22 protein-coding genes are annotated in these 20,736 nt (G+C 67.9%); 2 read left to right on the top strand and 20 right to left on the bottom strand.

The genetic code is table 11. The features are described from left to right. The first annotated feature begins 53 nt into the window (after nucleotides 1–53). The gene (locus ARTSIC4J27_RS21380; RefSeq protein WP_050057211.1) at nucleotides 54–590 is read left to right on the top strand and encodes a TetR/AcrR family transcriptional regulator; all 537 of its coding nucleotides are present in this window, start codon (nucleotides 54–56) and stop codon (nucleotides 588–590) included. On the opposite strand, the gene ARTSIC4J27_RS21375 is transcribed toward ARTSIC4J27_RS21380, so the two are convergent. The 3 genes from ARTSIC4J27_RS21375 to ARTSIC4J27_RS21365 all read right to left on the bottom strand — a co-directional run bounded on the left by ARTSIC4J27_RS21375 (nucleotide 587) and on the right by ARTSIC4J27_RS21365 (nucleotide 3,775). Continuing rightward, entirely contained in the window at nucleotides 587–1,777 is a 1,191-nt protein-coding gene (locus tag ARTSIC4J27_RS21375; RefSeq protein ID WP_050057210.1) for a 4-hydroxybenzoate 3-monooxygenase, read from the bottom strand. The genes ARTSIC4J27_RS21380 and ARTSIC4J27_RS21375 overlap by 4 nt on opposite strands. 112 nt (nucleotides 1,778–1,889) lie before the next feature. Then, complete coding sequence (locus ARTSIC4J27_RS21370; protein ID WP_050057286.1) at nucleotides 1,890–2,633, bottom strand: IclR family transcriptional regulator; 744 nt, start codon at nucleotides 2,631–2,633, stop codon at nucleotides 1,890–1,892. A gap of 38 nt (nucleotides 2,634–2,671) precedes the next feature. Then, a complete protein-coding gene (locus tag ARTSIC4J27_RS21365; RefSeq protein WP_050057209.1) occupies nucleotides 2,672–3,775 on the bottom strand; it encodes an FUSC family protein in 1,104 nt (367 codons plus the stop codon). A 161-nt stretch (nucleotides 3,776–3,936) separates the two neighbouring features. Here ARTSIC4J27_RS21365 and ARTSIC4J27_RS21360 point away from each other — a divergent pair, with 161 nt between their 5' ends. Further along, the gene (locus ARTSIC4J27_RS21360) at nucleotides 3,937–4,794 is read left to right on the top strand and encodes an ACT domain-containing protein (RefSeq protein ID WP_050057208.1); all 858 of its coding nucleotides are present in this window, start codon (nucleotides 3,937–3,939) and stop codon (nucleotides 4,792–4,794) included. A 6-nt stretch (nucleotides 4,795–4,800) separates the two neighbouring features. On the opposite strand, the gene ARTSIC4J27_RS21355 is transcribed toward ARTSIC4J27_RS21360, so the two are convergent. The 17 genes from ARTSIC4J27_RS21355 to ARTSIC4J27_RS21275 form a co-directional block, all read right to left on the bottom strand. Further along, entirely contained in the window at nucleotides 4,801–5,721 is a 921-nt protein-coding gene (locus ARTSIC4J27_RS21355; protein WP_050057207.1) for a diacylglycerol/lipid kinase family protein, read from the bottom strand. A gap of 79 nt (nucleotides 5,722–5,800) precedes the next feature. Next, nucleotides 5,801–7,174: an NAD(P)(+) transhydrogenase (Re/Si-specific) subunit beta gene (locus tag ARTSIC4J27_RS21350; RefSeq protein ID WP_050057206.1), complete on the bottom strand. Its 1,374-nt coding sequence runs from the start codon at nucleotides 7,172–7,174 to the stop codon at nucleotides 5,801–5,803. After that, nucleotides 7,171–7,506 carry an NAD(P) transhydrogenase subunit alpha gene (locus tag ARTSIC4J27_RS21345; protein ID WP_050057205.1) on the bottom strand — a complete coding sequence of 112 codons (336 nt, stop codon included), beginning with the start codon at nucleotides 7,504–7,506 and terminating at the stop codon, nucleotides 7,171–7,173. The genes ARTSIC4J27_RS21350 and ARTSIC4J27_RS21345 overlap by 4 nt, the downstream gene beginning before the upstream one ends. Next, nucleotides 7,506–8,675, bottom strand: coding sequence for a Re/Si-specific NAD(P)(+) transhydrogenase subunit alpha (locus ARTSIC4J27_RS21340; protein ID WP_050057204.1), 1,170 nt, complete (start codon nucleotides 8,673–8,675; stop codon nucleotides 7,506–7,508). Before ARTSIC4J27_RS21340 ends, ARTSIC4J27_RS21345 begins: the two co-directional genes overlap by 1 nt. 180 nt (nucleotides 8,676–8,855) lie before the next feature. Further along, entirely contained in the window at nucleotides 8,856–9,170 is a 315-nt protein-coding gene (locus tag ARTSIC4J27_RS21335; RefSeq protein ID WP_050057203.1) for an MmcQ/YjbR family DNA-binding protein, read from the bottom strand. Between the two features lie 133 nt (nucleotides 9,171–9,303). Further along, nucleotides 9,304–10,116: an IclR family transcriptional regulator domain-containing protein gene (locus tag ARTSIC4J27_RS21330; RefSeq protein WP_050057202.1), complete on the bottom strand. Its 813-nt coding sequence runs from the start codon at nucleotides 10,114–10,116 to the stop codon at nucleotides 9,304–9,306. A 38-nt stretch (nucleotides 10,117–10,154) separates the two neighbouring features. Next, nucleotides 10,155–10,841, bottom strand: a complete 687-nt coding sequence (locus tag ARTSIC4J27_RS21325; RefSeq protein WP_050057201.1) for a 3-oxoacid CoA-transferase subunit B — start codon at nucleotides 10,839–10,841, stop codon at nucleotides 10,155–10,157. A 1-nt stretch (nucleotide 10,842) separates the two neighbouring features. Next, nucleotides 10,843–11,541 (bottom strand): 3-oxoacid CoA-transferase subunit A, encoded by a 699-nt coding sequence (locus tag ARTSIC4J27_RS21320; protein WP_050057200.1) that lies wholly within the window; start codon nucleotides 11,539–11,541, stop codon nucleotides 10,843–10,845. A gap of 4 nt (nucleotides 11,542–11,545) precedes the next feature. After that, entirely contained in the window at nucleotides 11,546–12,760 is a 1,215-nt protein-coding gene (locus ARTSIC4J27_RS21315) for a thiolase family protein (RefSeq protein WP_050057199.1), read from the bottom strand. Further along, nucleotides 12,757–13,197, bottom strand: coding sequence for a 4-carboxymuconolactone decarboxylase (gene pcaC, locus ARTSIC4J27_RS21310; protein WP_050057198.1), 441 nt, complete (start codon nucleotides 13,195–13,197; stop codon nucleotides 12,757–12,759). Before pcaC ends, ARTSIC4J27_RS21315 begins: the two co-directional genes overlap by 4 nt. After that, nucleotides 13,194–14,012 carry an alpha/beta fold hydrolase gene (locus tag ARTSIC4J27_RS21305; RefSeq protein ID WP_050057197.1) on the bottom strand — a complete coding sequence of 273 codons (819 nt, stop codon included), beginning with the start codon at nucleotides 14,010–14,012 and terminating at the stop codon, nucleotides 13,194–13,196. The genes pcaC and ARTSIC4J27_RS21305 overlap by 4 nt, the downstream gene beginning before the upstream one ends. Further along, nucleotides 14,005–15,444 (bottom strand): lyase family protein, encoded by a 1,440-nt coding sequence (locus ARTSIC4J27_RS21300; RefSeq protein WP_050057196.1) that lies wholly within the window; start codon nucleotides 15,442–15,444, stop codon nucleotides 14,005–14,007. Before ARTSIC4J27_RS21300 ends, ARTSIC4J27_RS21305 begins: the two co-directional genes overlap by 8 nt. Beyond that, nucleotides 15,441–15,998 (bottom strand): protocatechuate 3,4-dioxygenase subunit alpha, encoded by a 558-nt coding sequence (gene pcaG, locus ARTSIC4J27_RS21295; protein ID WP_050057195.1) that lies wholly within the window; start codon nucleotides 15,996–15,998, stop codon nucleotides 15,441–15,443. The genes ARTSIC4J27_RS21300 and pcaG overlap by 4 nt, the downstream gene beginning before the upstream one ends. Before the next feature lie 4 nt (nucleotides 15,999–16,002). Next, a complete protein-coding gene (pcaH, locus tag ARTSIC4J27_RS21290) occupies nucleotides 16,003–16,890 on the bottom strand; it encodes a protocatechuate 3,4-dioxygenase subunit beta (RefSeq protein ID WP_050057194.1) in 888 nt (295 codons plus the stop codon). Nucleotides 16,891–16,927: 37 nt separating this feature from the next. Continuing rightward, nucleotides 16,928–18,817, bottom strand: a complete 1,890-nt coding sequence (locus ARTSIC4J27_RS21285; RefSeq protein ID WP_050057193.1) for a bifunctional sugar phosphate isomerase/epimerase/4-hydroxyphenylpyruvate dioxygenase family protein — start codon at nucleotides 18,815–18,817, stop codon at nucleotides 16,928–16,930. Beyond that, on the bottom strand, nucleotides 18,817–19,698 hold the full coding sequence (locus tag ARTSIC4J27_RS21280) for a shikimate dehydrogenase (protein WP_050057192.1): 882 nt from the start codon (nucleotides 19,696–19,698) through the stop codon (nucleotides 18,817–18,819). The genes ARTSIC4J27_RS21285 and ARTSIC4J27_RS21280 overlap by 1 nt, the downstream gene beginning before the upstream one ends. A 156-nt stretch (nucleotides 19,699–19,854) precedes the next feature. Beyond that, nucleotides 19,855–20,682, bottom strand: coding sequence for an IclR family transcriptional regulator (locus tag ARTSIC4J27_RS21275; protein WP_200900866.1), 828 nt, complete (start codon nucleotides 20,680–20,682; stop codon nucleotides 19,855–19,857). Nucleotides 20,683–20,736 lie beyond the last annotated feature (54 nt).

Raw genomic sequence — 20,736 nt, 5'->3', positions numbered from 1 at the left:
CGGCCGATTCTACTACTTTTGTAGTGGATCGGAAGGGGCAATACACTGGGCCCATGCCTGACCGCCGGACCCAACTTCTTGATGCCGCCCTCACCGTGGTGGCTGCCAAGGGAATGAAGGGCCTCACCCACCGGGCAGTGGACGCGGCAGCAAACCTGGCGGAAGGCACCACGTCCAACTACTACCGGAGCCGGGCCGCCCTCGTTGCAGCGGTACTGGACCGCCTGGAGCAGGTGGACGCCGCACTCCTGCAGGACCAGGGACCGGCCGGTCCGCCGCAGAACATCGAGGAGCTGGCAAGCCAACTGGCCGCCCTGGTGATTGCCCTGGCCGGGCAGCACGCGGGCCTCACCCGCGCCCGCCTGGCCCTCTCCCTGGATAAACCAGAGTCGGTAACAGCCGGGCACTTCCGGCTGGTGGGCGGCCTGGAACAGGCCCTCACCGCATTGGGGATTGCCGATGCTCCCGCCCGTGCACGGGATCTGGCGGACTATGGCGACGGCGTGATGCTCCACTTGCTCACCGTCAGGCGGGACGAGGAGCCGGACCCTACAGCCATCGCCTCAGCGGTCCGGCGCCTGCTGGGTTAGCTCGCGCCCGGCCAGCCGGTGTAGGCCTCGGCGAGGTAGGCCATGCCGTGCCGGGACGAGACCACGGAGTTCAGCTCGCCCAACTGGCGGGCACGGGAGAAGTCGTCCGCATCGGCGGGGGTGTGCAGCATGGTGGTCATCCAGTAGGAGAACTGCTGCGCCTTCCACACCCGCTCCAGGGCCCGGTCGCTGTACGTCTCCAGCAGCCGGTCCGAGCCGGAGTTGTAGTGGCTGTCCAGGCCTTCGAAGAGCACCTTGATGTCATGGATGGCCAGGTTCAGGCCTTTGGCTCCGGTGGGCGGCACGGTGTGCGCGGCGTCACCGGCCAGGAACAGGTTGCCGTACCGCATGGGGGTGTGGACGAAGCTGCGGAACGGCAGCACCATCTTCTCGATGACCGGGCCTTCCTTGAGCTCAAAGCCGTTGCCGTTGACGCGGCTGCGGAACTCGGCCCAGATCCGGTCATCGTCCCACTCAGCAACGTTCTCCTGGGGATCGCACTGGAAGTACATCCGCTGCACCGTTTCGGTGCGCTGGCTGATCAGGGCGAATCCGTTGTCTGAGTTGGCGTAGATCAGCTCATCGGAGCTGCGCGGGGCTTCAGCCAGGATGCCGAACCAGGCGAACGGGTACTCATGGAAGTACCACTTGCGGTGCGCCTCCGGGATCTGGAACCGGCAGTGGCTGCGGGAGCCGTCAGCACCCACCAGGAAGTCCGCCTGGATCTCATGCTCCACACCGTCGGCGTCAGTGAACCAGACCTTCGGCTTGCCCTCGAGATCATGGACGGAAGTGTCAGTGACGCTGTAGCGGACGTCGCCGCCGTCGTCCTTCCGGCGCGCGGCGAGGTCCAGGAAGACGTCCGTCTGCGGGTACAGCCACACGGACTCCCCCACCAGGTCCTTGAAATCGACGCGGTGGCTCTCGCCGTTGAACCGCAGTTCGATGCCGTCGTGCCGGTCGCCGTGGCGCAGCACGCGGTCCGATACGCCGCTGTCCACCAGCAGGTTGACGGTGCCGTGCTCCAGGATACCGGCGCGGACGGTTTCGGATATTTCCTTGTGGCTGCGGACCTCGATGACCGTGGATTCAATGCCGGCCTTGGCCAGGAGGTGGGAGAGCATCAGCCCGGCGGGGCCGGCGCCCATAATGGCCACCTGCGTGGTGATGATTTTGCGTGCTGCCATGAGGGTCTCGCTTCGTTGCGGGCTCCGCAGGGGCGGCGCCGGTGGGTGGGTCTGGCACTCAGTGTGCGCCACCGGCAGTGACTCCCACCACGAGAATTCCGTTCAATGGTGACTAGGATTCGGGGAGCTGCCGGGCGATGCCCCGGGCGGCGGTCTGCAGTGCGGGCACCAGCGCCTGCAGGCGCATCTCCCGCAACGGAACCACGACGCCAAGCGATGCCACCGCGCGTTGCCTGCGGTTGAGCACCGGGACGGCGATCCCCCAGGTGTCCGGATCCACCACGCCCTTCAGCTGGGCAAAGCCCTGGCGGGCCGTCTCGGCCAGCAGGCTCCGGACGTCATCCTTGGTGAGCTTCCCGTCCGGGTCGGCGAACTGCTCCAGGTACTCCCCCTGGAGCCCCTTGTCCTGGTGCGCCATCAGCGCCAGCCCGGCGGATGAGATGTGCACGGGCATCCTCCCGGCCACCTGGGCACGGTTGGCCACCGAGCCGCGCCGGGACAGCCGTTCCACAAAGAGTGCCTCCCAGCCGTCCAGCACCGCGAGGTTCACGTTCTGGTTCAGGACGTGCTGGATGTCCTCCATAAACGGCATGGCCGCCTGGCGCAGCGCCAGGGCCGGGGATGTGCGGTTCACCAGCTCCCACAGCCGCAGCCCGGGCCGCACGGTACCGCCGGGGCCGGTGTCCAGCAGTCCGTGCCCGGCGAGCTGGCGGACCAGGCGGTGGGTGGTAGTCAGCGGCAAACCGGCGCGGGAGGCCAGTTCCGAGAGCTGCAGGGCGCCGACGTCCTGGGGGAAGGCCGCGATCAGCCGGACAATCCTGTCCACCACTGAGTCGCCCGAGGCCGAGTTGGCCACCACACACCCCCGTTTCCGTTCAATGGGATGCTTTCAGCCTACCCCCGACGTGCAGTCGGGGAGTGGGGCACGTTGCCGGGACGCGCCGTCGTGCGTTCCCGGAAACGGCGCCATGCTCCCGGTGCCAGCACCACGGCAATACCGACGGCGGCCCCGATCACCGTCTCGATGATGCGGTCCCGGAGCAGGATGCCGGGCGGGGACGGCACCACCAGGAGGGTGGAGATCAGGGCCAGGGGCGTCACGAAGAGCTGCGCGAGCAGGTATTGGCGGATGATGAACATTTCGGCGCCGAACTGGCACAGGGCCATCACCAGCACGGTCTGCCACGGCTCCAGGTGCAGCAGCACAATCCCGGCCAGGATCACCAGGCCAAGGATGGTGCCGATGATCCTTTGGACGCCGCGGCGCACGCGGTGCCTGGTGGTGTGCCCCACGAGCGGCACCACGGCCGCAACCATGGCCCAGTAGTTGTGCCCGAAGCCCAGCAGTTCCCCGGCCCAGGTGGCCAGGGAACCGGCCAGGCCCGCGGCGATGAGGTAGCCCAGGCCCTCCAGCCAGGCCGCGCGTTTCTCGTTGGGCGTGCGCCGCACAGGCCGTGGCCGGACCCAGGGGGTGCGGTGGCCGGGCAGGATCCTCGCCGAGAAGCCGATCAGCAGGCAGAACGCGGAGGTGAGCGCGGCCACCAGCATGGCCTGCCACAGCGGTGGCTGGTTAGGTATGGAGCCGATGGCCGCAAACGCGAAAATGTGGAACAGCGAGCCCGCTGGGCGGATCCGCCACCAGGAGATGAGCAGCGAACAGGCGCCGGCCACGAGGGTGGTGGCGGGAACCAGGAGCCAGGCGGTGCCGGCGGTGTCGAGGTTCAGGACTGTGGCAGTCCTGGCGGCCAGCGTGGCCAGCAGGATGACGGCGAGCATCAGCAGACCCGCGCGCAACTGCAGCGCGAACCGGGTGCCATGGGGTTCGCCACGGCCATAGATGCCGGTGAAGGCGCCGAAGGATGCGAAGATGGCGAGGTCCAGCCGGCCCAGGAGCACCAGGGTAAGGAGCGGAACGAAGACGCCCACGGCGCACCGCAGCGCGGGGTGGTGGTCCTTGTTGCCGGGACCAATACTGAACATCTCGGCGAGCAGCTTCACGGGGCAGCGCCTTCCTGCGGAGCGGGTGGACTTCGGGCGGGCGGCCGCGCTGACGTTCCTGCTAAATCCTACGGCGCCGCTTTCCGTAACCCGCCATGGCGTTCCCATGAATGGAACGGCGGGGCAACACCGCCGAAACAGCCCCGTCCGATGCTTGAGGCATGAAGCCTCCCGCATCGAACACGCCCGCGGCGGAATTGAGCTGCGAAGTCTGCGGCATGATGCCCGAACCTCCCAAAGCTCGGCTGACCTTGGCCAACGTGGCCGTGATGCTGCCCATCGAACTCCTGGTGCACGCCCTGGTGGTGGAAACCCACCTGCCGTATGTGGCCAAGGTGCTGGTGCTTACCCTTACTGCCACCGTGCTGGTGATCTGGGTGGCCGAGCCGTCGGCAGCCCGGATCCTGCGCGGCTGGCTGCACGCGCCGGCGCTGCGCCACCGGCGGAAACTCGGGGCGGCCGCTGCCCTCTGGCGGGCCCGGACCGTCCTGCGCGACGAGCCGGGTTCCCTGCAGAGGCTCACCCGGGCACTGGCCAGGACAGGAACCAACATCCTGAGCATCCACGTGCACCCCGTGGCGGGCGGTGTCCTGGACGAGTTTGTCCTTTCGGCTCCAGGTCACCTGGGTGAACGCGAACTCCTGGACGCGCTGGAGGACGGCGGCGGCACGTGCACCCACGTCTGGCCCACCACCGCCCTCGCCATGGCCGACGGGCAGACCAAGGCGCTCAGCCTCGCCGCCCGGATCGCGGACGCGCCGGACGAACTTCCGCTTGCCGTGGCCGAGCTGCTGCAGGCAAGGATCCTCACCCCTGCAGAGGCAGCGCTGGAAAAGCACGACGCCGGGACCGTCCTGAAGATTCCCACCGCCTGGCACGGGCCCATCACCTTCGTCCGGCCCGGAGAGCCGTTCACGCCGGCAGAGTCCGCCCGGGCCCACCGGCTCGCGGAGCTCGCCGAAATCCTGGCGCACCGGCCCGGGTCCTCCCGGGTAGCCTCCGTCCCAACTGATACCTAGCTGGGATTACATCCGCAGGGTCAGGGCGGCCGGATCCATGGTCATCAGGACGTGTTTGCCCTGGCCCTCGTGATCGCCGTCGAGCTGGTAGTCGTCGTTGCGCTCCAGGGTGATTTCCACGGTTTTGCCCTGGAAGTACTCCACTGCGGTGTCCTTGCCGCGGCCCTTGCCGATCATCCCGGCAAGGACTGAGAGCCAGCCCAGCTTTCCGTGATGGGGCGCCAGTACGGCCACGTCCAGCAATCCGTCGTCCACCTTGGCCTCCGGGAAGATCTCCAGCCCGCCCTGCACCTTGCCACAGTTGCCCACCATGACGCTGCGGACCCCGCGGTGCACGGCCTTCCTGCCGTCGATCACAATGGTGGCCTTGACCGGTTTGCCCGGCAGGTTCCGGATCCCAGCGTCCACGTAGGCCAGCCAGCCCACCTTGTGCTTGAGCTCCTCGTTGGTGTCCGCCATGATGGTGGCGTCGTACCCCACGCCGGCCATCACCAGGAAGAGCTGCTCTTTGTCCGGATCGCTGCGCCGGGCCCGCACCACGTCGATCTTCCGCTCGGTGCCAACCAGCGTCCCGGCCATGGCACCGTCGTAGTCGGTGACGTCCATGCCGAGGTTGCGGGCCAGGAGGTTTCCGGTGCCGAGCGGCAGCAGGCCCATGGGGGTGTCGCCGCCGGAAAGCACCTCGGCCACGCACCGGACGGTCCCGTCGCCACCGGCGGCGATGACGATGTCCGCCCCCTGCGCGAGTGCTTCCTTCGCCTGGCCGACGCCGGGGTCCTCCTTGGTGGTCTCGAACCAGAGCGCCTCGCCCCAGCCGTTGTCCGCGCAGTGCTTGGCGACCAGCTCGCGCACGTCCACATCCACCGTTTTGGCAGGATTGATGATGATGGCTGCGCGCTGGGGGGCAGTGTAGCTGTTGGCAGTCATGGCGTCCTCTGGTGGCAATTGGAAAGTCTACTTCTGAAAGAAGACTAGCCTGCCCGCCCTGTGCCCGGCAGCAGGGCGGCTACAGCGTTTTCACCGCTCCGAGGACCTGGGCCAGCGAGTCCTTGGCGTCGCCGAAAAGCAGGGACGTCTGGGGCTGGTAGAGCAACTCGTTCTCGATTCCCGCGAAACCGGGCCGCATGGACCGTTTCAGGAACACCACCTGCCGCGCGTCAGCCACCTCCAGGATGGGCATGCCGTAGATGGGCGAGCCGGACGAGGTCTTGGCCGCTGGGTTCACCACATCATTGGCGCCCACCACCAGCGCCACGTCCGCCGTCTTGAACTCCGGGTTGATCTCGCCCATCTCCTTGAGCGATTCGTACGGCACGTTGGCTTCGGCCAGCAGCACGTTCATGTGCCCGGGCATCCTGCCGGCCACCGGATGGATGGCGAAGTCGACGTCAATGCCGCGGGCCTCCAAAGCCTGCGCCAGTTCCGCCGCCGTGTGCTGTCCCTGCGCCACGGCCAGGCCGTAGCCGGGAACGATGATCACCCGCTGCGCATAACCCAGGAGCACGGCAACGTCCTCAGCACTGGAGGACCGAACCGGACGCTCGCTCACGGCGGTGGATCCCGCCGTCGAGCCACCCCGGAAGGCACCGAACAGGATTCCGGCAACGCTGCGGCCCATGGCCGCAGCCATGGCACGGGTGAGGATGGTACCCGACGCACCCACCAGGGTGCCCGCCACCACCAGCAGCACGTTGCCGAGCACCAGGCCCGAGGCCGCCACTGCGAGGCCGGTGAAGGCGTTCAGCAGCGAGATCACGATGGGGACGTCCGCGCCGCCCACGGGCAGCACCAGAAGGATTCCGGCGGCAAGGCCCAGCACCAGCAGCACCACCGCGAGCGCCGACGAACCGGTGAGGATGACGGCCACGCCGGCCGCGACTGCCGCGAGCAGCACCGCAGGCATCACCACGGGCAGGCCGGGGAACACCACCGGGCGCGTGGTCATCAGTTCCTGCAGTTTGGCAAAGGTGATGCCGGAGCCCGCGAAGGAAAGCGCACCGACCAGGAGCGTGAACACAATGGCCAGGCGCACCCAGGGATCATCCGCGTGGCCCAGTTCGAGCAGTGCCACCAGTGCGGCGGCGCCGCCGCCCACCCCGTTGAACAGCGCCACGAGTTGCGGCATCTGGGTCATTTTCACCCGCCGTGCCACGGGGGCCGCCACCGCCGCGCCCACGGCTATGGCGCCGAGGATCCAGGGGATGTTCTCCAGCCGGGCGGACAGGAATACGGCGACGACGGCGATCAGGGCCCCCAGTGCGCCGATGAGGTTTCCGCGGCGGGCGGTGCGGGGCGAGCTGAGGCCGCGCAGGGCAAGGATGAAGCAGACGGCGGCGGCCAGGTACAGCAGGGAGGTCCAGACGGGGTCGAGGAGGGTCATGCGCCTTCCACCTTCCCTCTTGCCTTCTTGGTGCCGGCCTTGTTGCCGCCCACCTCTTTCCGGGCGTGGAACATGTGCAGCATCCGGTCGGTCACCACAAAGCCGCCCACGAGGTTGGCGGTGGCGAGGACGACGGCGAGCAGGGCCACCGCGAGCACCCAGGGGTCTGCTGCCTGGCCGGCCACGATGATGGCACCCACCAGGATGATCCCGTGGATGGCGTTGGCACCGGACATTAGCGGCGTGTGCAGGGTGCTGGAGACCTTGGAGACCACTTCGAAGCCAACAAACACCGCCAGGACTGTGATGGTCAGCAGGCTGATCCCGTCCATCAAAGCACCCCTTCCCGCCGGCTGCCGGCCCTCGCCGCGAGCAGGTCGGCTGTGGGCTGGTGCCGCACCGCGCCGTCGTGCGTCAGGCAGGCTCCGGCGAGCACTTCGTCGTCGAAGTCCGGCACTACCGCGCCGTCCTTGATGACCAGCGCCAGCAGGTTGGCAACGTTCTTGGCGTAGAGCCGGGAGGCGTCGGAGGCCATCGCCGAGGGTGCGTCCTTCAGGCCCACCAGGGTGACATGGCCGGAACCGTCCGCGGTGGGAACGGGGATGTCCTGGCCGGGGACAACGCCCTCCACGTTGCCGCCGGACTCCGCGGCGAGGTCGACGACGACGGAACCCGGGCGCATGCCCTGCACCATTTCAGTGGTGACCAGGAGCGGTGCGCGCCTGCCGGGGACGGCCGCCGTCGTAATAAGCACGTCCGCCTGCGCCACATGCGGGGCGAGCAGCTGCCGCTGCCGGGTGCCGGCGTCGGAACTCAGCTGGCGGGCGTAGCCGCCGGCCGCCTCCGCGGTTTCGAGGTCCAGCCGGATGAAGGTGCCGCCCATGGAGGCCACCTCGTCGGCGGAGGCGGGGCGGATGTCGTTGGCGAAGACGCGGGCGCCGAGCCGTTTTGCCGTGCCGATGGCCTGCAGCCCGGCCACGCCGGCGCCCAGGACCAGGACCCTTGCCGGCGGAACGGTCCCGGCAGCCGTCATGTAGAGGGGGAAGAACCGGGGCAGCCGGATGGCGGCCTCCAGCACGCAGCGGTACCCGGCCACCAGCGCCTGCGAACTGAGGGCATCCATGGACTGGGCGCGGGAGATGCGCGGCACCAGTTCGAGGGCGAAGGCGGTGACGCCGGCGTCGGCGAGCGCCTCAACGGTGGGGAGTTCTGACGACGGCGACGCCAGCCCAGCGGTGACGGCGCCCCGCTTCAGGGACCTCACCGTGTTCGGGTCAAGGGGCCGGACGTGGGCCAGGACATCCAGCTGGGCCAGGTCCAGTTCCGGGACAATCTGCGCTCCGGCCTGGAGGTAGGCCGTATCCGGGTGCCCGGCCGCCGTGCCCGCGCCCGCCTCGATGAGAAGTTCCACTCCCAGCGCCACCAGTTGCTTGGCCGACTCGGGGGTGGCGGCCACCCGCCGCTCACCCTCCCGGCGTTCCCGCGGTATGCCCAGTTTCACCCGCCGACTCCCATCGCTGGCACGAGTGCTTGGGCGCTGCTCTTATAGTCCGGGCCCGGATCCGTTCGGATCAGGGTGGTCGGTCGCGGAGCGGCGCTGCTGCACGTAGTTGGCTAGAGTCTATGGCCCGCACCCCCGTGGCGGGAGTAGGGCGGCCGGCTTGGGTGGCAAAGAGTTACCTTAGCGGTTTCCCTTGTCCCCTCCCGCGAGCCGGTAGGAATCCGCCAGCAGTTCCGTGAGCAGCTTCGCGTCGATCCGCTCGAGCCGGACCAGCACCAGCTGGGGTGAGCGCTCATGATGGGGCGTCCAGTAGAAAACGTCCGGTTCCGTGCCGGCGAGGGCTTCGCGCTCCTCTGTTTTGACCGTGAGGACCCCGGGTTCCCAGATCCGCGCCATCAGGGTCCTGGCAAACCACGCCGGCTGGCTCCAGCTCAGCCGTTCAGTGACACCAGGCAGCGCCATCGCAGCTTTTCTGACGTCAGCTTCCGTGACCATGCGCGACAGTCTGCACGCCGGATAAGCCGTTGGACAAGCCCCCCTTGCCCCCATTGAAGGAGTTTTTGTCCAGATAAGCCGACTTCCGCGCCTCCGAAGCCTGCATATCTGGACAAAAACTCCGGGGGGCGTGTTAGCCGCGGGCGCTGAGGTCCGCGGAGACGAGTTTCGCCGTTGCCACGATTTCCTGTGCCACCGACGCCAGGTACGCCTCGGGGTCCGGTTGCGCTGCAACACTCTGGGCCTGCAGCGAGACGTTGACGGCGGCCACCACCTTCGGCCCGTCATAGACCGGCGCCGCTACTGACATCAGGCCCAGCTCCAGCTCCTGGTCCAGCAGGCACCAGCCCTGGGCGCGGACCGTTTCCAGCGCCGCGAGCAGCTCTTTGGCAGTTCCAATAGCCCGCGGCGTGAGCGGCTTGATCTCCGCGGCTGCCAGGTATGCCTTCAGGTCCGCGGGCGGCAGGCCTGCGAGGAGCACCCTGCCCATGGACGTGGCATACGCCGGGAAGCGGGTGCCCACGGTGATGCCCACGTTCATGATCCGCCGGGTGGTTACGCGGGCAATGTAGGCGATGTCAGTCCCGTCCAGCACGGCGGCGGACGTAGATTCGCCGAGCTTCAAGGACAGCTCTTCCAGGTGCGGCTGCGCGAGCTGCGGCAGCGACAACCCGGACAGGTACGCGTACCCGAGCTGGAGCACCTTGGCGGTGAGGGCGAACGTCTTGCCATCGGTCCGCACGTAGCCCAGCTCCACCAGTGTGTGCAGGAACCGCCGTGCCGTCGCCCGGGTCAGATCCGTCCGGGCCGCCACTTCGGTGAGGGTCATCACCGGATGGTCCGTATCAAACGCCCGGATCACGGCGAGCCCGCGGGCCAGTGACTGGACGTACTGGTCGCTGGCCTGCGGCGCGGACGGGGTGTCGGTACGGACGGCGTCGGTCATGGTTACCAATCCTAGGGGGCGCTCAGGTTTCGGCCGGCTCAACCAACGGCCGCGGCGGCCTTGAGGGCGACGGGTACGAGTTCCTGGAGTTCTTCGAGGGTGCAGCCGAAGGTTTCGCGGACGGTGACGCCTTCGGGGCCGGTGAGGAACACTGCTTTGTCGGTGTAGACGCGGGTAACGCAGCCGACGCCGGTGAGCGGGTAGGTGCAGGCGTCCACGATCTTGGAGGCGCCCTGTTTCGTCAGGAGCGTCATCATCACGAACACGTCCTTCGCCCCGGTGGCGAGGTCCATGGCACCGCCGACGGCGGGAATTGCCCCGGGTGCCCCGGTGTGCCAGTTCGCCAGGTCACCGGTGGCCGAGACCTGGAACGCGCCCAGGACGCAGATGTCCAGGTGCCCGCCGCGCATCATTGCGAACGAATCAGCATGGTGGAAGTACGAGGCTCCCGGGAGTTCGGTGACCGGGATCTTGCCGGCGTTAATGAGATCACCGTCGATCTCTTCACCCTTGGCTTCGGGGCCCATGCCGAGCATCCCGTTCTCCGTGTGGAGGGTGATGTCCTGGTCCTCGGTGAGGTAATTGGACACCAGCGTGGGCTGGCCGATGCCCAGGTTCACAAATGATCCCGGGGCGATGTCCTTGGCCACGAGGCGGGCGAGGTCGTCCCGGCCCAGGGGTGTGGCGGAGGTCTGGATGGATGTTTCGTTGGACTGGACGGTCATCTCAGGCCACCTTCTCGCTAGTGCCGGCTGTGCTGCCGGAGGCCGCCACGCGGACAACCGTGTTGACGTAGATACCGGGCGTGACCACGTTCTCCGGGTCGAGCGCGCCGGTGGGAACGACCTCGGACACCTGGACGATGGTCTGCTTCGCAGCCGCGGCCATGATGGGCCCGAAGTTCCGGGCGGTCTTGCGGTAGACCAGGTTGCCTTTGCCGTCGGCCTTCAGTGCCTTGATCAGGGCGACGTCGGCATGGATGGGTGTTTCGAAGACTTGGCCGCGGCCGTCGATGATCCGGGTTTCCTTGCCCTCAGCCAGCATGGTGCCGTACCCGGTGGGAGTGAAGAACCCGCCAATACCGGCACCGGCAGCGCGGATGCGCTCGGCGAGGTTGCCCTGCGGGACGAGTTCAAGTTCGATTTCGCCGGCCTTGTACTTGGCATCGAAGTGCCAGGAGTCGGACTGCCGCGGGAAGGAACAGATCATCTTCTTCACCCGGCCTTCCTTGATCAGCAGCGCCAGGCCCTGGTCACCCTGGCCGGCGTTGTTGTTCACCACCGTCAGGTCCGTGGCCCCGCATTCCATCAGCGCATCGATCAGTTCGAACGGCTGCCCGGCGTTGCCGAACCCGCCGATCATCACGGTGGAGCCGTCCTTGATGCCGGCCACGGCCTCCTGGACCGAATCTACAAAGTTCAGCATTGCCTTACGCCTTTCGAGCAGTTACGTTTTCGAGGACCACGGCCAGGCCCTGGCCCACACCGATGCAGATCGCCGCGACGCCCCACCGTTCACCGGAGGCCTGCAGGGACCGGGCCAGGGTGCCCAGGATCCGGGTCCCGGAAGCACCGAGCGGGTGGCCCATCGCGATGGCCCCGCCGTGCCGGTTCGCAATGGCGGGGTCGATGCCCCAGGCGTTGATGCAGGCCAGGGACTGCGCGGCGAACGCTTCGTTCAGTTCGACGGCGCCCACCTGGTCCCAGCCGATGCCCGCCTTCGCAAGGGCCTTGTTCGCCGCCTCCACCGGTGCAAAACCGAAGTACTGCGGGTCGTTGCCGTGCGCCCCGCGTCCGGCAATCCGCGCCAGCGGCTCGAGCCCCAGCAGCCCGGCGGCAGCCTCGGACCCCACCCAGGCCGCGGAGGCGCCGTCGGACAACGGGGATGCATTGCCGGCGGTGACCGTGCCGCCCACCTCGGCGCCCTCAGGCTCTGAACGGAACACCGTCTTCAGGGCCGCGAGCTTCTCAGCCGTGGAACCGGGGCGGATGCCCTCGTCCCGCACCAGGTCAGTGCCGGGCACGGGTGCCACGAGGTTGTCGTAGAAGCCCTCGTCCCAGGCCGCGGCCGAGAGGTTGTGGGAGTTCGCGGCGAACTCGTCCTGCGCCTGCCGGGTCACGCCGTACTTCTCGCGCAAACGCTCGGTGGCCTCGCCCAGGGAGATGGTCCACTCCTTGGGCATCGCCTTGTTCACCAGGCGCCACCCAAGGGTGGTGGACGCCAGCGTCATGTCCCCGGCCGGGTAGGGCTTCTCCGTCTTCGGCAGCACCCACGGCGCACGCGACATCGACTCGGCCCCGCCCACCAGCACCAGGTCCGCGTCGCCGGCATTGATCTGGCGCGAAGCGATAATCGCCGCATCCAACGACGAGCCGCACAGCCGGTTCACCGTGGTCCCCGGAATCGACACCGGAAGGCCAGCCAGCAGGGTGCCCATCCGGGCAATGTTCCGGTTCTCCTCACCGGCGCCGTTGGCGTTGCCGAACACCACCTCATCAATCCGCTCCGGATCCAGCCCGGGGGCGCGCTTCACGGACTCCCTGATCACATGGGCGGCAAGGTCATCCGGACGGACGGCGGCAAGGCCGGAACCGAACTTGCCGAACGGGGTGCGCACGGCGTCGTACACAAAAGCCTGGTTCATGGGGTTGTATCCATTCCGGTGCTGTCCATGTCATGGAACACCTGCTGTGCTGTTTTGAAGGCAGTATTCGCGGACGGGACGCCGCAGTAGATGGCGGTCTGGAGCAGGATTTCCTTGATCTCATCCCTGCTCAGGCCGTTGGTGAGGGCCGCGCGGATGTGCATGGCGAGTTCTTCCCAGTGCCCGTGCGCCACCATCGCGGTGATGGTGACGGCGGACCGCATCTGCCGGGTCAGGCCGGGCCGGGTCCAGATCCCACCCCACGCGATCCGCGTGATCATGTCCTGGAAGTCCTCGGTGAATTCGTCCTTGTTCGCGTTGGCGCGGTCCACGTGGGCATCGCCCAGGACTTCGCGGCGGACCACCATGCCGCCGTCGTAAATCTCCTGGCTGGTGGCCCCGGGCTGGACTACGCCGTTCCTCTCATTCCCGCTCATCTGGCCGCCTCCCGCGATTCGGCCCAGGCGAGGAGGCCTCGCATGAGCTCCGCAAGGTGGGCGGGTGCTTCGGCGGGGGCAAGGTGGGCCACTCCCTCGAGCGTGACGGCGGTGGCGGTGCCGCCGCCCGCGGTGATCCCGGCGGCCACTTCCTCAGCCATGGATGGCGGGGCCACCCCGTCCAGCGCTCCGGCAATGACCTGCGTGGGGACGCGGATGGTGCCGAGTTCACCGCGCACGTCAAAGGCCGCGAGCGCCTCGCAGCAGAAGGCGTAGCTGAAGCGGTCGGCGTCGCGCAGGGCGTGCAGGAGCCTGCTGCTCAGTTCAGGCTCGCGGTCCATAAACCCAGGGGCGAACCAGCGCTCGGCCGAGCCCTGGATCATCACCGGCGTACCCTGCGTGCGGACCGTTTCGGCGCGCTCCAGCCAGCCCTCAGGCGTCCCGATCCTGGCTCCGCTGTTCTGGACGGAGAGGCTCTTGAGCCGTTCCCCGTGCTTGATGCCGAGCTGCAGGCCGGTGGCACCGCCCAGGGAGACGCCCGCGTAGTGGAAGGCTTCGCCGGGGGCGATGGAGTCGAGAAGGTCCACCACCGCGTCCGCCAGCGCCGCGACGTCGAATGGTTCCGTTGCCGCGGGCGAGACGCCGTGGCCCGGCAGGTCCCAGGCCACCACGTCGTAATCGGTGCCCAACAGCGAGGCGGCCCTGTTCCACAGGATCGAGGAGGTGCCCAGGGACGGGCCCACCACCAGCAGGGGGTGGTCGCCCAGGGGCCGCTGGGGTGACAGCAGCGCTGCCTTCAGGACTGGTTTAGCCACGGGAAGCTCCATTCGCATCGGTATCGGCAGGTGAATTGGCAAAGTCCGGGTACGCGGCAAGGATCCGCCGGGAGATCTCCGCGGCCTCGCCGAGGTAGCTGGCCGGGTTGAGGAGTTCCTCGAGCCGGACGTCCGGAAGGACCGACGCCGGGACGGCTTCGCGGAGCAGCTTGCGGTAGGTGGCAGCCTGGTCCGCCGGCGGTGCCTGGAGGGTCTGGTCCACCACGGCCTGCAGTTGCTGCTTGCCGTTGAGCCCGTCCTTGTCCTCAAGCAGAGGTGACACCGCGGCCCCGACGCCCTCGGCCAGCAGCAGCGGACCGGCAAGGTCCAGGTTGCGGCGCATGCCTTCCGGGAAAACCTGCAGCCCCTCGGCGAGCTCCCGGACGTGGCCGGCGGCGCCAAGTGCCAGGGCCAGGAGCTGCCGGAGAGCAGGCCACTCGGTGTGCCAGGCTCCGTCCGGCCTTTCGTCGTTGAAGTTCGCGGCGGCCACGTGCAGCTGGGCTGCCAGCCCCGACGCCTGGAGCGCGGCGCTGCGGACCAGCACGGACAGCACGGGGTTCTGCTTCTGCGGCATGGCCGAGGAGACACCGCGGCCGGCGGCCCGCGGCTCGGCCAGTTCGCCCACCTCGGGCCGGCTCAGGAAAAGGACGTCCGCAACGATCTTGCCGGACGCATCCAGCACTGCGGCCAGGGCATGTCCCAGTGACGTGATGGCCAGCCGGTTGGTGTGCCATGGCGCCGGCGCAGGGGCCAGGCCGAGCTGGGAGGCCAGGGCATCAGCAAGGCTGAAAGGCGTGGCGGACGAGCCGCTGGTAAGGACAGTGCCTGCAGCCAGGGTGCCGGCCGCACCGCCGAACTGAACGGGGAACTCCAGGTTCTCCAGGTACCGGCCGGCGGCCGCGACGCCCTGGAACCATTGGGCAGCGCGCAGGCCAAAGGTGAACGGCAGGGAATGCTGGGTCAGGCTCCTGCCCACGCACAGCGTGTCCGCATGCTGCTCCGCCAAGGCGGCGAGCGCCGTCGTGGTGCCTTTCAGGTCGGCCAGCAGCGCCTCGACGGTGTTGCGGGCCACCAGCATAAGTGCCGTGTCCAGGACGTCCTGGCTGGTCAGCGATGTGTGCACGGCTTTCCCGGCTCCGGCGTTGCCGGTGTCCAGCGCTGCCACCTGCTTGCGGAGGTCGGCAAGCAGCGGGATGACGGGGTTGCCGCCGCCCTGGGCACGTCGGGCGATGTCCGCGGAATCGTAACGGCCAGCCTCAGCGGCGGAAGCGACGACGGCGGCCGCACCAGCAGGCGCCAGGCCCGCCTTCTCGAGCACGGCAGCCCAGCCGGATTCGACGGCGAGGATTGCCGCCAGTACCGCCCGGTCCCCTGTCAGCGCGCCGACAAGCGGCGACGCCGAGACGGGACTGAGCAGGCCCGCGTCAGTCACTGGAAGTCCAGGAAGACTGTCTCGCCCTCACCCTGCAGGCGGATGTCAAAGGTCAGGCCGCCGTCGGGATCGCGCCGGGCGATGAGCGTTTTGCGGCGCTCGGGTTCCAGTGAGGTGAGCAGCGGATCGTTGGCAAGGGCCCCGGTGTCCTCCGGCAGGTAGATCCGGGTGAAGAGGCGGTTGGTCAGTCCGCGGGCAAAGATGGCCACGGAGATGAACGCCGCCGCGCCGGGTTTGGTGGGGCCCGGGTTCACGGTGGTGAAGGTGTACACGCCGGAGTTGCCCACGGCGCCACGGCCCCAGCCGGTGAACGTGTAGCCGTCGCGGACCAGGGACCCGGTCTTCTGGACGATCCGGCCCGCGGAGTCGGGCTGCCAGATTTCCAGGATGGCATCCGGGATGGCCTGGCCGGAGCCGTCGTACACGGTGCCCTGCAGGCGGATGGAGCCGGCTGAGCCGGGGGCCAGGAGTTCGTTGTCCTTGTCGTACGGCAGGGCGTAGCCGTAGAACGGGCCGACGGTCTGGGCGGGGGTGGGTACCAGTTTGGTGCTCATCTGCTTACTCTCCTGCCTCTTCACTGCTGTCTCCAGCTGTACCGAACGCCTCGTTTTCGGTCCAGGTCCGCTTGGGACCGGTCAGGACGATGTCCCAGTTGTAGCCCAGTGCCCATTCGGGTTCGGTGAGGCTGTGGTCGTAGTTGGCCACGAGCCGGTCGCGGGCGTCCTGGTCCACGATGGTCTGGTAGATGGGGTCCAGCGGGAAGAGCTGGTCGCCGGGGAAGTACATCTGGGTGATGATGCGCTGGGTGAACTCGGTGCCGAACAGCGAGAAGTGGATGTGCGCCGGACGCCAGGCATTGAGGTGGTTCTTCCAGGGGTACGCGCCGGGCTTGATGGTGGTGAACCGGTATGAGCCGTCCGGGCCGGTGATGCAGCGGCCGATGCCCGTGAAGTTGGGGTCGATGGGCGCCGGGTGCTGGTCGCGCTTGTGGATGTAGCGGCCGGATGCGTTGGCCTGCCAGATCTCCACCAGCTGCCCTGCCACCGGGCGGCCGTCGCCGTCCAGGACCTTGCCTGCCACGATGATCCGCTCGCCCTGCGGCTCGCCGTTGTGCTGGATGGTCAGGTCCGATTCCAGGGCGTGCACGTCCTGGTGGCCGAACGCCGGGGAGTACAGCTCGATGGTTTCCGGGTCAGTGTGGTGCAGGCTCTTGGTGGGGTGCCGCAGGATGCTGCTGCGGTACGGCGGGTAGTCCAGCCGCGGCTGAATCTCGGCAGGGGCGCCGTCCTTGAGGGCGCGCACGTAGGCATCGCCGATCGCGTTGATCTCAGCACTGAGGTCAGCCTGTGTTTCGATGGCGCGGTCCAGCGGCAGGTGGGCTGCCTTCGGTTCGGCGGGCGGCACGAGCTCTTCCGATTCCAGCTCGGCATTGATGTCTTCCGGCACGGCTGGCTCCTTTCGTGGGTGGTTTCGTTGGTGGTTGTCAGAGGCGGGCGAGGTCGTACTGGACTGCGTGGCGGACGGGAGCGTTGGGGGCTCCGTAGCCGTCGTAGGTGCCGCGGCGTTCCACCATTTCGAAGAACACACTGCCCACGGTGGCGGTGTAGAAATGGAGGAATTCCCCGCTGGCGTCCCGGTCGTACAGGAGGTTGAGTTCCTGGAGTGTGGCCAGGAATCCCGGTTCGAGGTCGAAGCGGGCGTTCAGGTCCTCGTAGTAGTTGGCCGGAATCTGCAGGAACTCAAGGCCGCGGTCCCGGGCGGACCGGGCAGTGGAAACAAGGTCCTCCACCGCGAAGGCGATGTGCTCCTGGTAGGTTTTGTCGGCCTGCTGGGCCGGCGGGTGCTGCGCTGGTGTTTGCTGCACAGGGGCCAGGTTAAGGACCAGCCGCACCGCGCCGTCGGACGTTTGCATGACCTGCGAGCGCACCAGGCCGCTGGGGCTCGGAACTTCCGCGAACGGCTGCGGTTCCAGGGCCAAGGCGCTGGTGTAGAAGAGGACGGCCTCGTCGAAGTGCTGCCACGGCTGGGCCAGGTTCACGTGGTCAATCACCGCGTTTTGTGACTGCCGGGGGTGTTCCAGCCCCTCCCCGAATTCGTGCGTCCATGCCGCAGTGCCGTCGGGGCTGCCCTGGCACAGGAAGATCTCCGTGGAGTCCGGGGCAGAGATGCCCTGGAACACTTCCTCGTCGGCCTGGACCTTGCGGGCCACCACAGGCGCCTTCAGCTGCTGGGCCCGGGCCGAGGCAATGACGGGGGAATCGACGTCGAACCCCAAAGCGGCGATGGCCGGCTCGGCGTGAGTTGCCGCCTGTTCGTTGATGATCACGCGCGCCTGGCCCATGGTCCACAGCTGGACGTCCTTGGTGCGGTGCCGGCCCTCGAAGGCGAAGCCGAGCTGGGCCAGGAGCTTCTCCAGCTGCGCGGTATTGTCCGCTTTGACCTCGGCGAAGTTGAAGCCTGCCGGTTCACTCACCTTGGGCAGCGTGGCCAGTTCCATGGGATAACGACGGCGGGACGCGGCGGCGGCGCCTGCGGCACCTTCCGGGGCATTTCCCGTCAGCCATTTGGCGCTCTGCTCCTCCAGCCAGATCAGCGAGCGCATGGCGTCCACGGCGGTGCGTTCGACGTCTGACTGGCGGAAGACGTCGTTGAAGACTTCCAGTGACACCGGGCCGGTGTAGCCGGCGCGGACCACGTGGCCCATGAACTTGGCGAGCTCGAACTGGCCTTCACCCGGGAAAACACGGTAGTGGCGGCTCCAGGACAGGACGTCCATGGAGAGCTTGGGGGCATCTGCCACCTGGACAAAGAAGATCTTGTCCGCGTTGATCTTCTCGATCGGCGCGGTGTCCCAGTCGCGGGAAAGGATATGGAAGGAGTCCAGGCAGGTACCGAAGTTGGGGTGGTCCACCATCTCGACGAGGCGGTAGGCGTGCTCGTAGTCGTTGACGTACTTGCCCCAGGCAAGGGCCTCGTACGCCACCTTGACGCCGTGGTCCCCGGCCAATCCCGCCAGTTCGGAGAGCTGTTCGGCGCGGAGGGCGTCGTCGTCGATGGTGGCGGTGGCCACGTTCGAGCAGACCAGGATGGTGTCCATGCCCAGCCGGGACATCAGCTTGAACTTCGCCTCGGCGCGCCGGAGGTTGGCCTTCAGCAGGTCCGGGGTGACGCCGTCGAAATCCCGGAAGGGCTGGTAGAGGTCCAATCCCAAGCCGAGGTCGGCGGCCATGGTCCGCACGTCCTCCGGAGTCAGCGGTGAGGTGACCAGGTCCTGCTCAAAGATCTCGATCCCGTCGAAACCCGCGATGGCGCAGGCCTGCATCTTTTCCTTCAGCGTGCCGGACAGGCAGACGGTGGCGATTCCGGTGCGCATCAGGCGGCCACCTCTTCGGCGGCCACAAGCTCCAGGAAGTGGCTGCGCATCCGGTCCGGGTCGGGTTCGAGGCCGGTGAAGATACGGAAGGCGTCCGCGGCCTGGCCCACGGCCATCCGGCCGCCGTCCAGCACCTCGCAGCCCTTGGCGCGGGCGCCGCGGACCAGTTCGGTCTCGATGGGGCGGTAGACGATGTCCGCCACCCAGTGGCGTGACTCCACCAGGTCCAGGTCCAGCGGGAGCCCGGGGTGGGCGGCCATGCCCACGGGGGTGCAGTGCACCAGCCCGCCGGCCAGGGGCATCAGCTGCGGCAGCTCCGCCGTCGTATGTGCCGTGACGGTGCTGTCCGGGAAGAAGCCTGCGAGCTCGGCGGCCCGGGCAGCGCCGCGGGCGGCGTCCATGTCCACCAGGTGCAGGCGGCGGACGCCGGCGGTGAGCAGGGCGTAGGCCACGGCGGAGCCGGCGCCGCCGGCACCCAACTGCACCACGCGGTCCAGCTTGGCGCCGGGGAGTCCGGCGGCGAGGGCTGCAGCGAAGCCGGAGAAGTCGGTGTTGTGGCCGATGAAGCGGCCGTCCTCGATCACCACGGTGTTGACCGCTCCCAGCCGCAGCGCGTCCGGGGACACTTCATCCAGATGCTGCAGGACCAGCTGTTTGCAGGGGTGGGTGATGTTCAGGCCGTTGAATCCGAGGCTGCGGGCGCTCTGCAGCAGCTGTCCCACGGACTCGCCGGGAAGGCCGAGCTGCAGCAGGTCGATGGGGCGGTACAGGTAGCGCAGGCCCTGCACGTCCCCTTCGCGTTCATGCATGGGCGGGGTGAGTGACGGCATCACGCCATCGCCGACCAGTCCCACCAGGTAGGACTCAGTTCGATTACTCATCCGTGCAGCTCCTTTGATACGGCACCTTGGCAGCTTCCTTGCGGAGGGTGCACTGCCGGGTGATGGAAATTACGGTACATCATTTGTTCACTTTCCGCACGCTTGTTCTAGATACGAACAAAGTGCGGCAATCTGACGCTTCTGCGGGCTCAGCTACTACCGCTGCGGCAGGCGTGCGGCGAGCTCGGCCGCCGCTTCCTGAAGCAGCGGGACGTGCGCCTCCAGGCCCTCCAGGCCGAGGCGGAAAACCGGAACCGCCGTGGCCAGCGAAGCGAACGCGTGGCCCTGGTGGTTGAGCAGCGGAACCGCCACGGCGCGCATCCCGAGCTCGTTTTCCTCATCCATCACGGCGAATCCGCGGCGGCGGACCAGCTCGATTTCGGCACGGAAGGCATCCCTGTCGGTAATGGATTTCTCCGTCAGCGGCTCGAGCGGAAGCTCCGCCAGGAGCTTTTCGCGCTCCGCATCCTCGGCGAACGCCACCAGGGCTTTTCCGACGGCGGTGGTGGACAGGGAGCCCAGGTGGCCAGGATCGCTGGTTACCCGGAACATCTGCGGCCCGTCCACCTTGTTCACCGTGAGGTGATGGTGGCCGTCGCGGACACTGAGGATGGTAGCCTCACCGGTCTGCTCGGTCACGCGGCGCAGGACGGGCAGGGCCGTTCCGGCGAAGCCATGGTGGTTGGAGACCCGCTGGCCCAGCTGGAAGATCCGCAGGCCGAGGTGGTAGCGGCGGCCATCGGGCTCGTAGTCCACAAAGCCGTCCCGCGTCAGGGAGCCAAGGAGCCGGTATGTGGTACTGAAGGGCAGCTGGGCGCGGCGGGAGATTTCCGCCGCACTGGCGCCGCGGGGCTCGTCACCCAGGAGGACCAGAAGGCCCAGGGCCTTGCCCACCATGTCGGTCCGGTCGGCGGACCGCCCTGCTTTGGGCGGGTTTTCGTCAGCGGCAACATCATCGGGGGCTGTGGCTTGGTTCACACTCATACCTCGATGTTGCCACATTGTGAGAGCTATTGCTACTGAATGATTATTTTGTTG

Source organism: Pseudarthrobacter siccitolerans (genome assembly GCF_001046895.1).
In the GTDB taxonomy this organism is placed as follows: domain Bacteria; phylum Actinomycetota; class Actinomycetes; order Actinomycetales; family Micrococcaceae; genus Arthrobacter; species Arthrobacter siccitolerans.
This window is presented reverse-complemented; position numbering and strand designations above follow the sequence as displayed.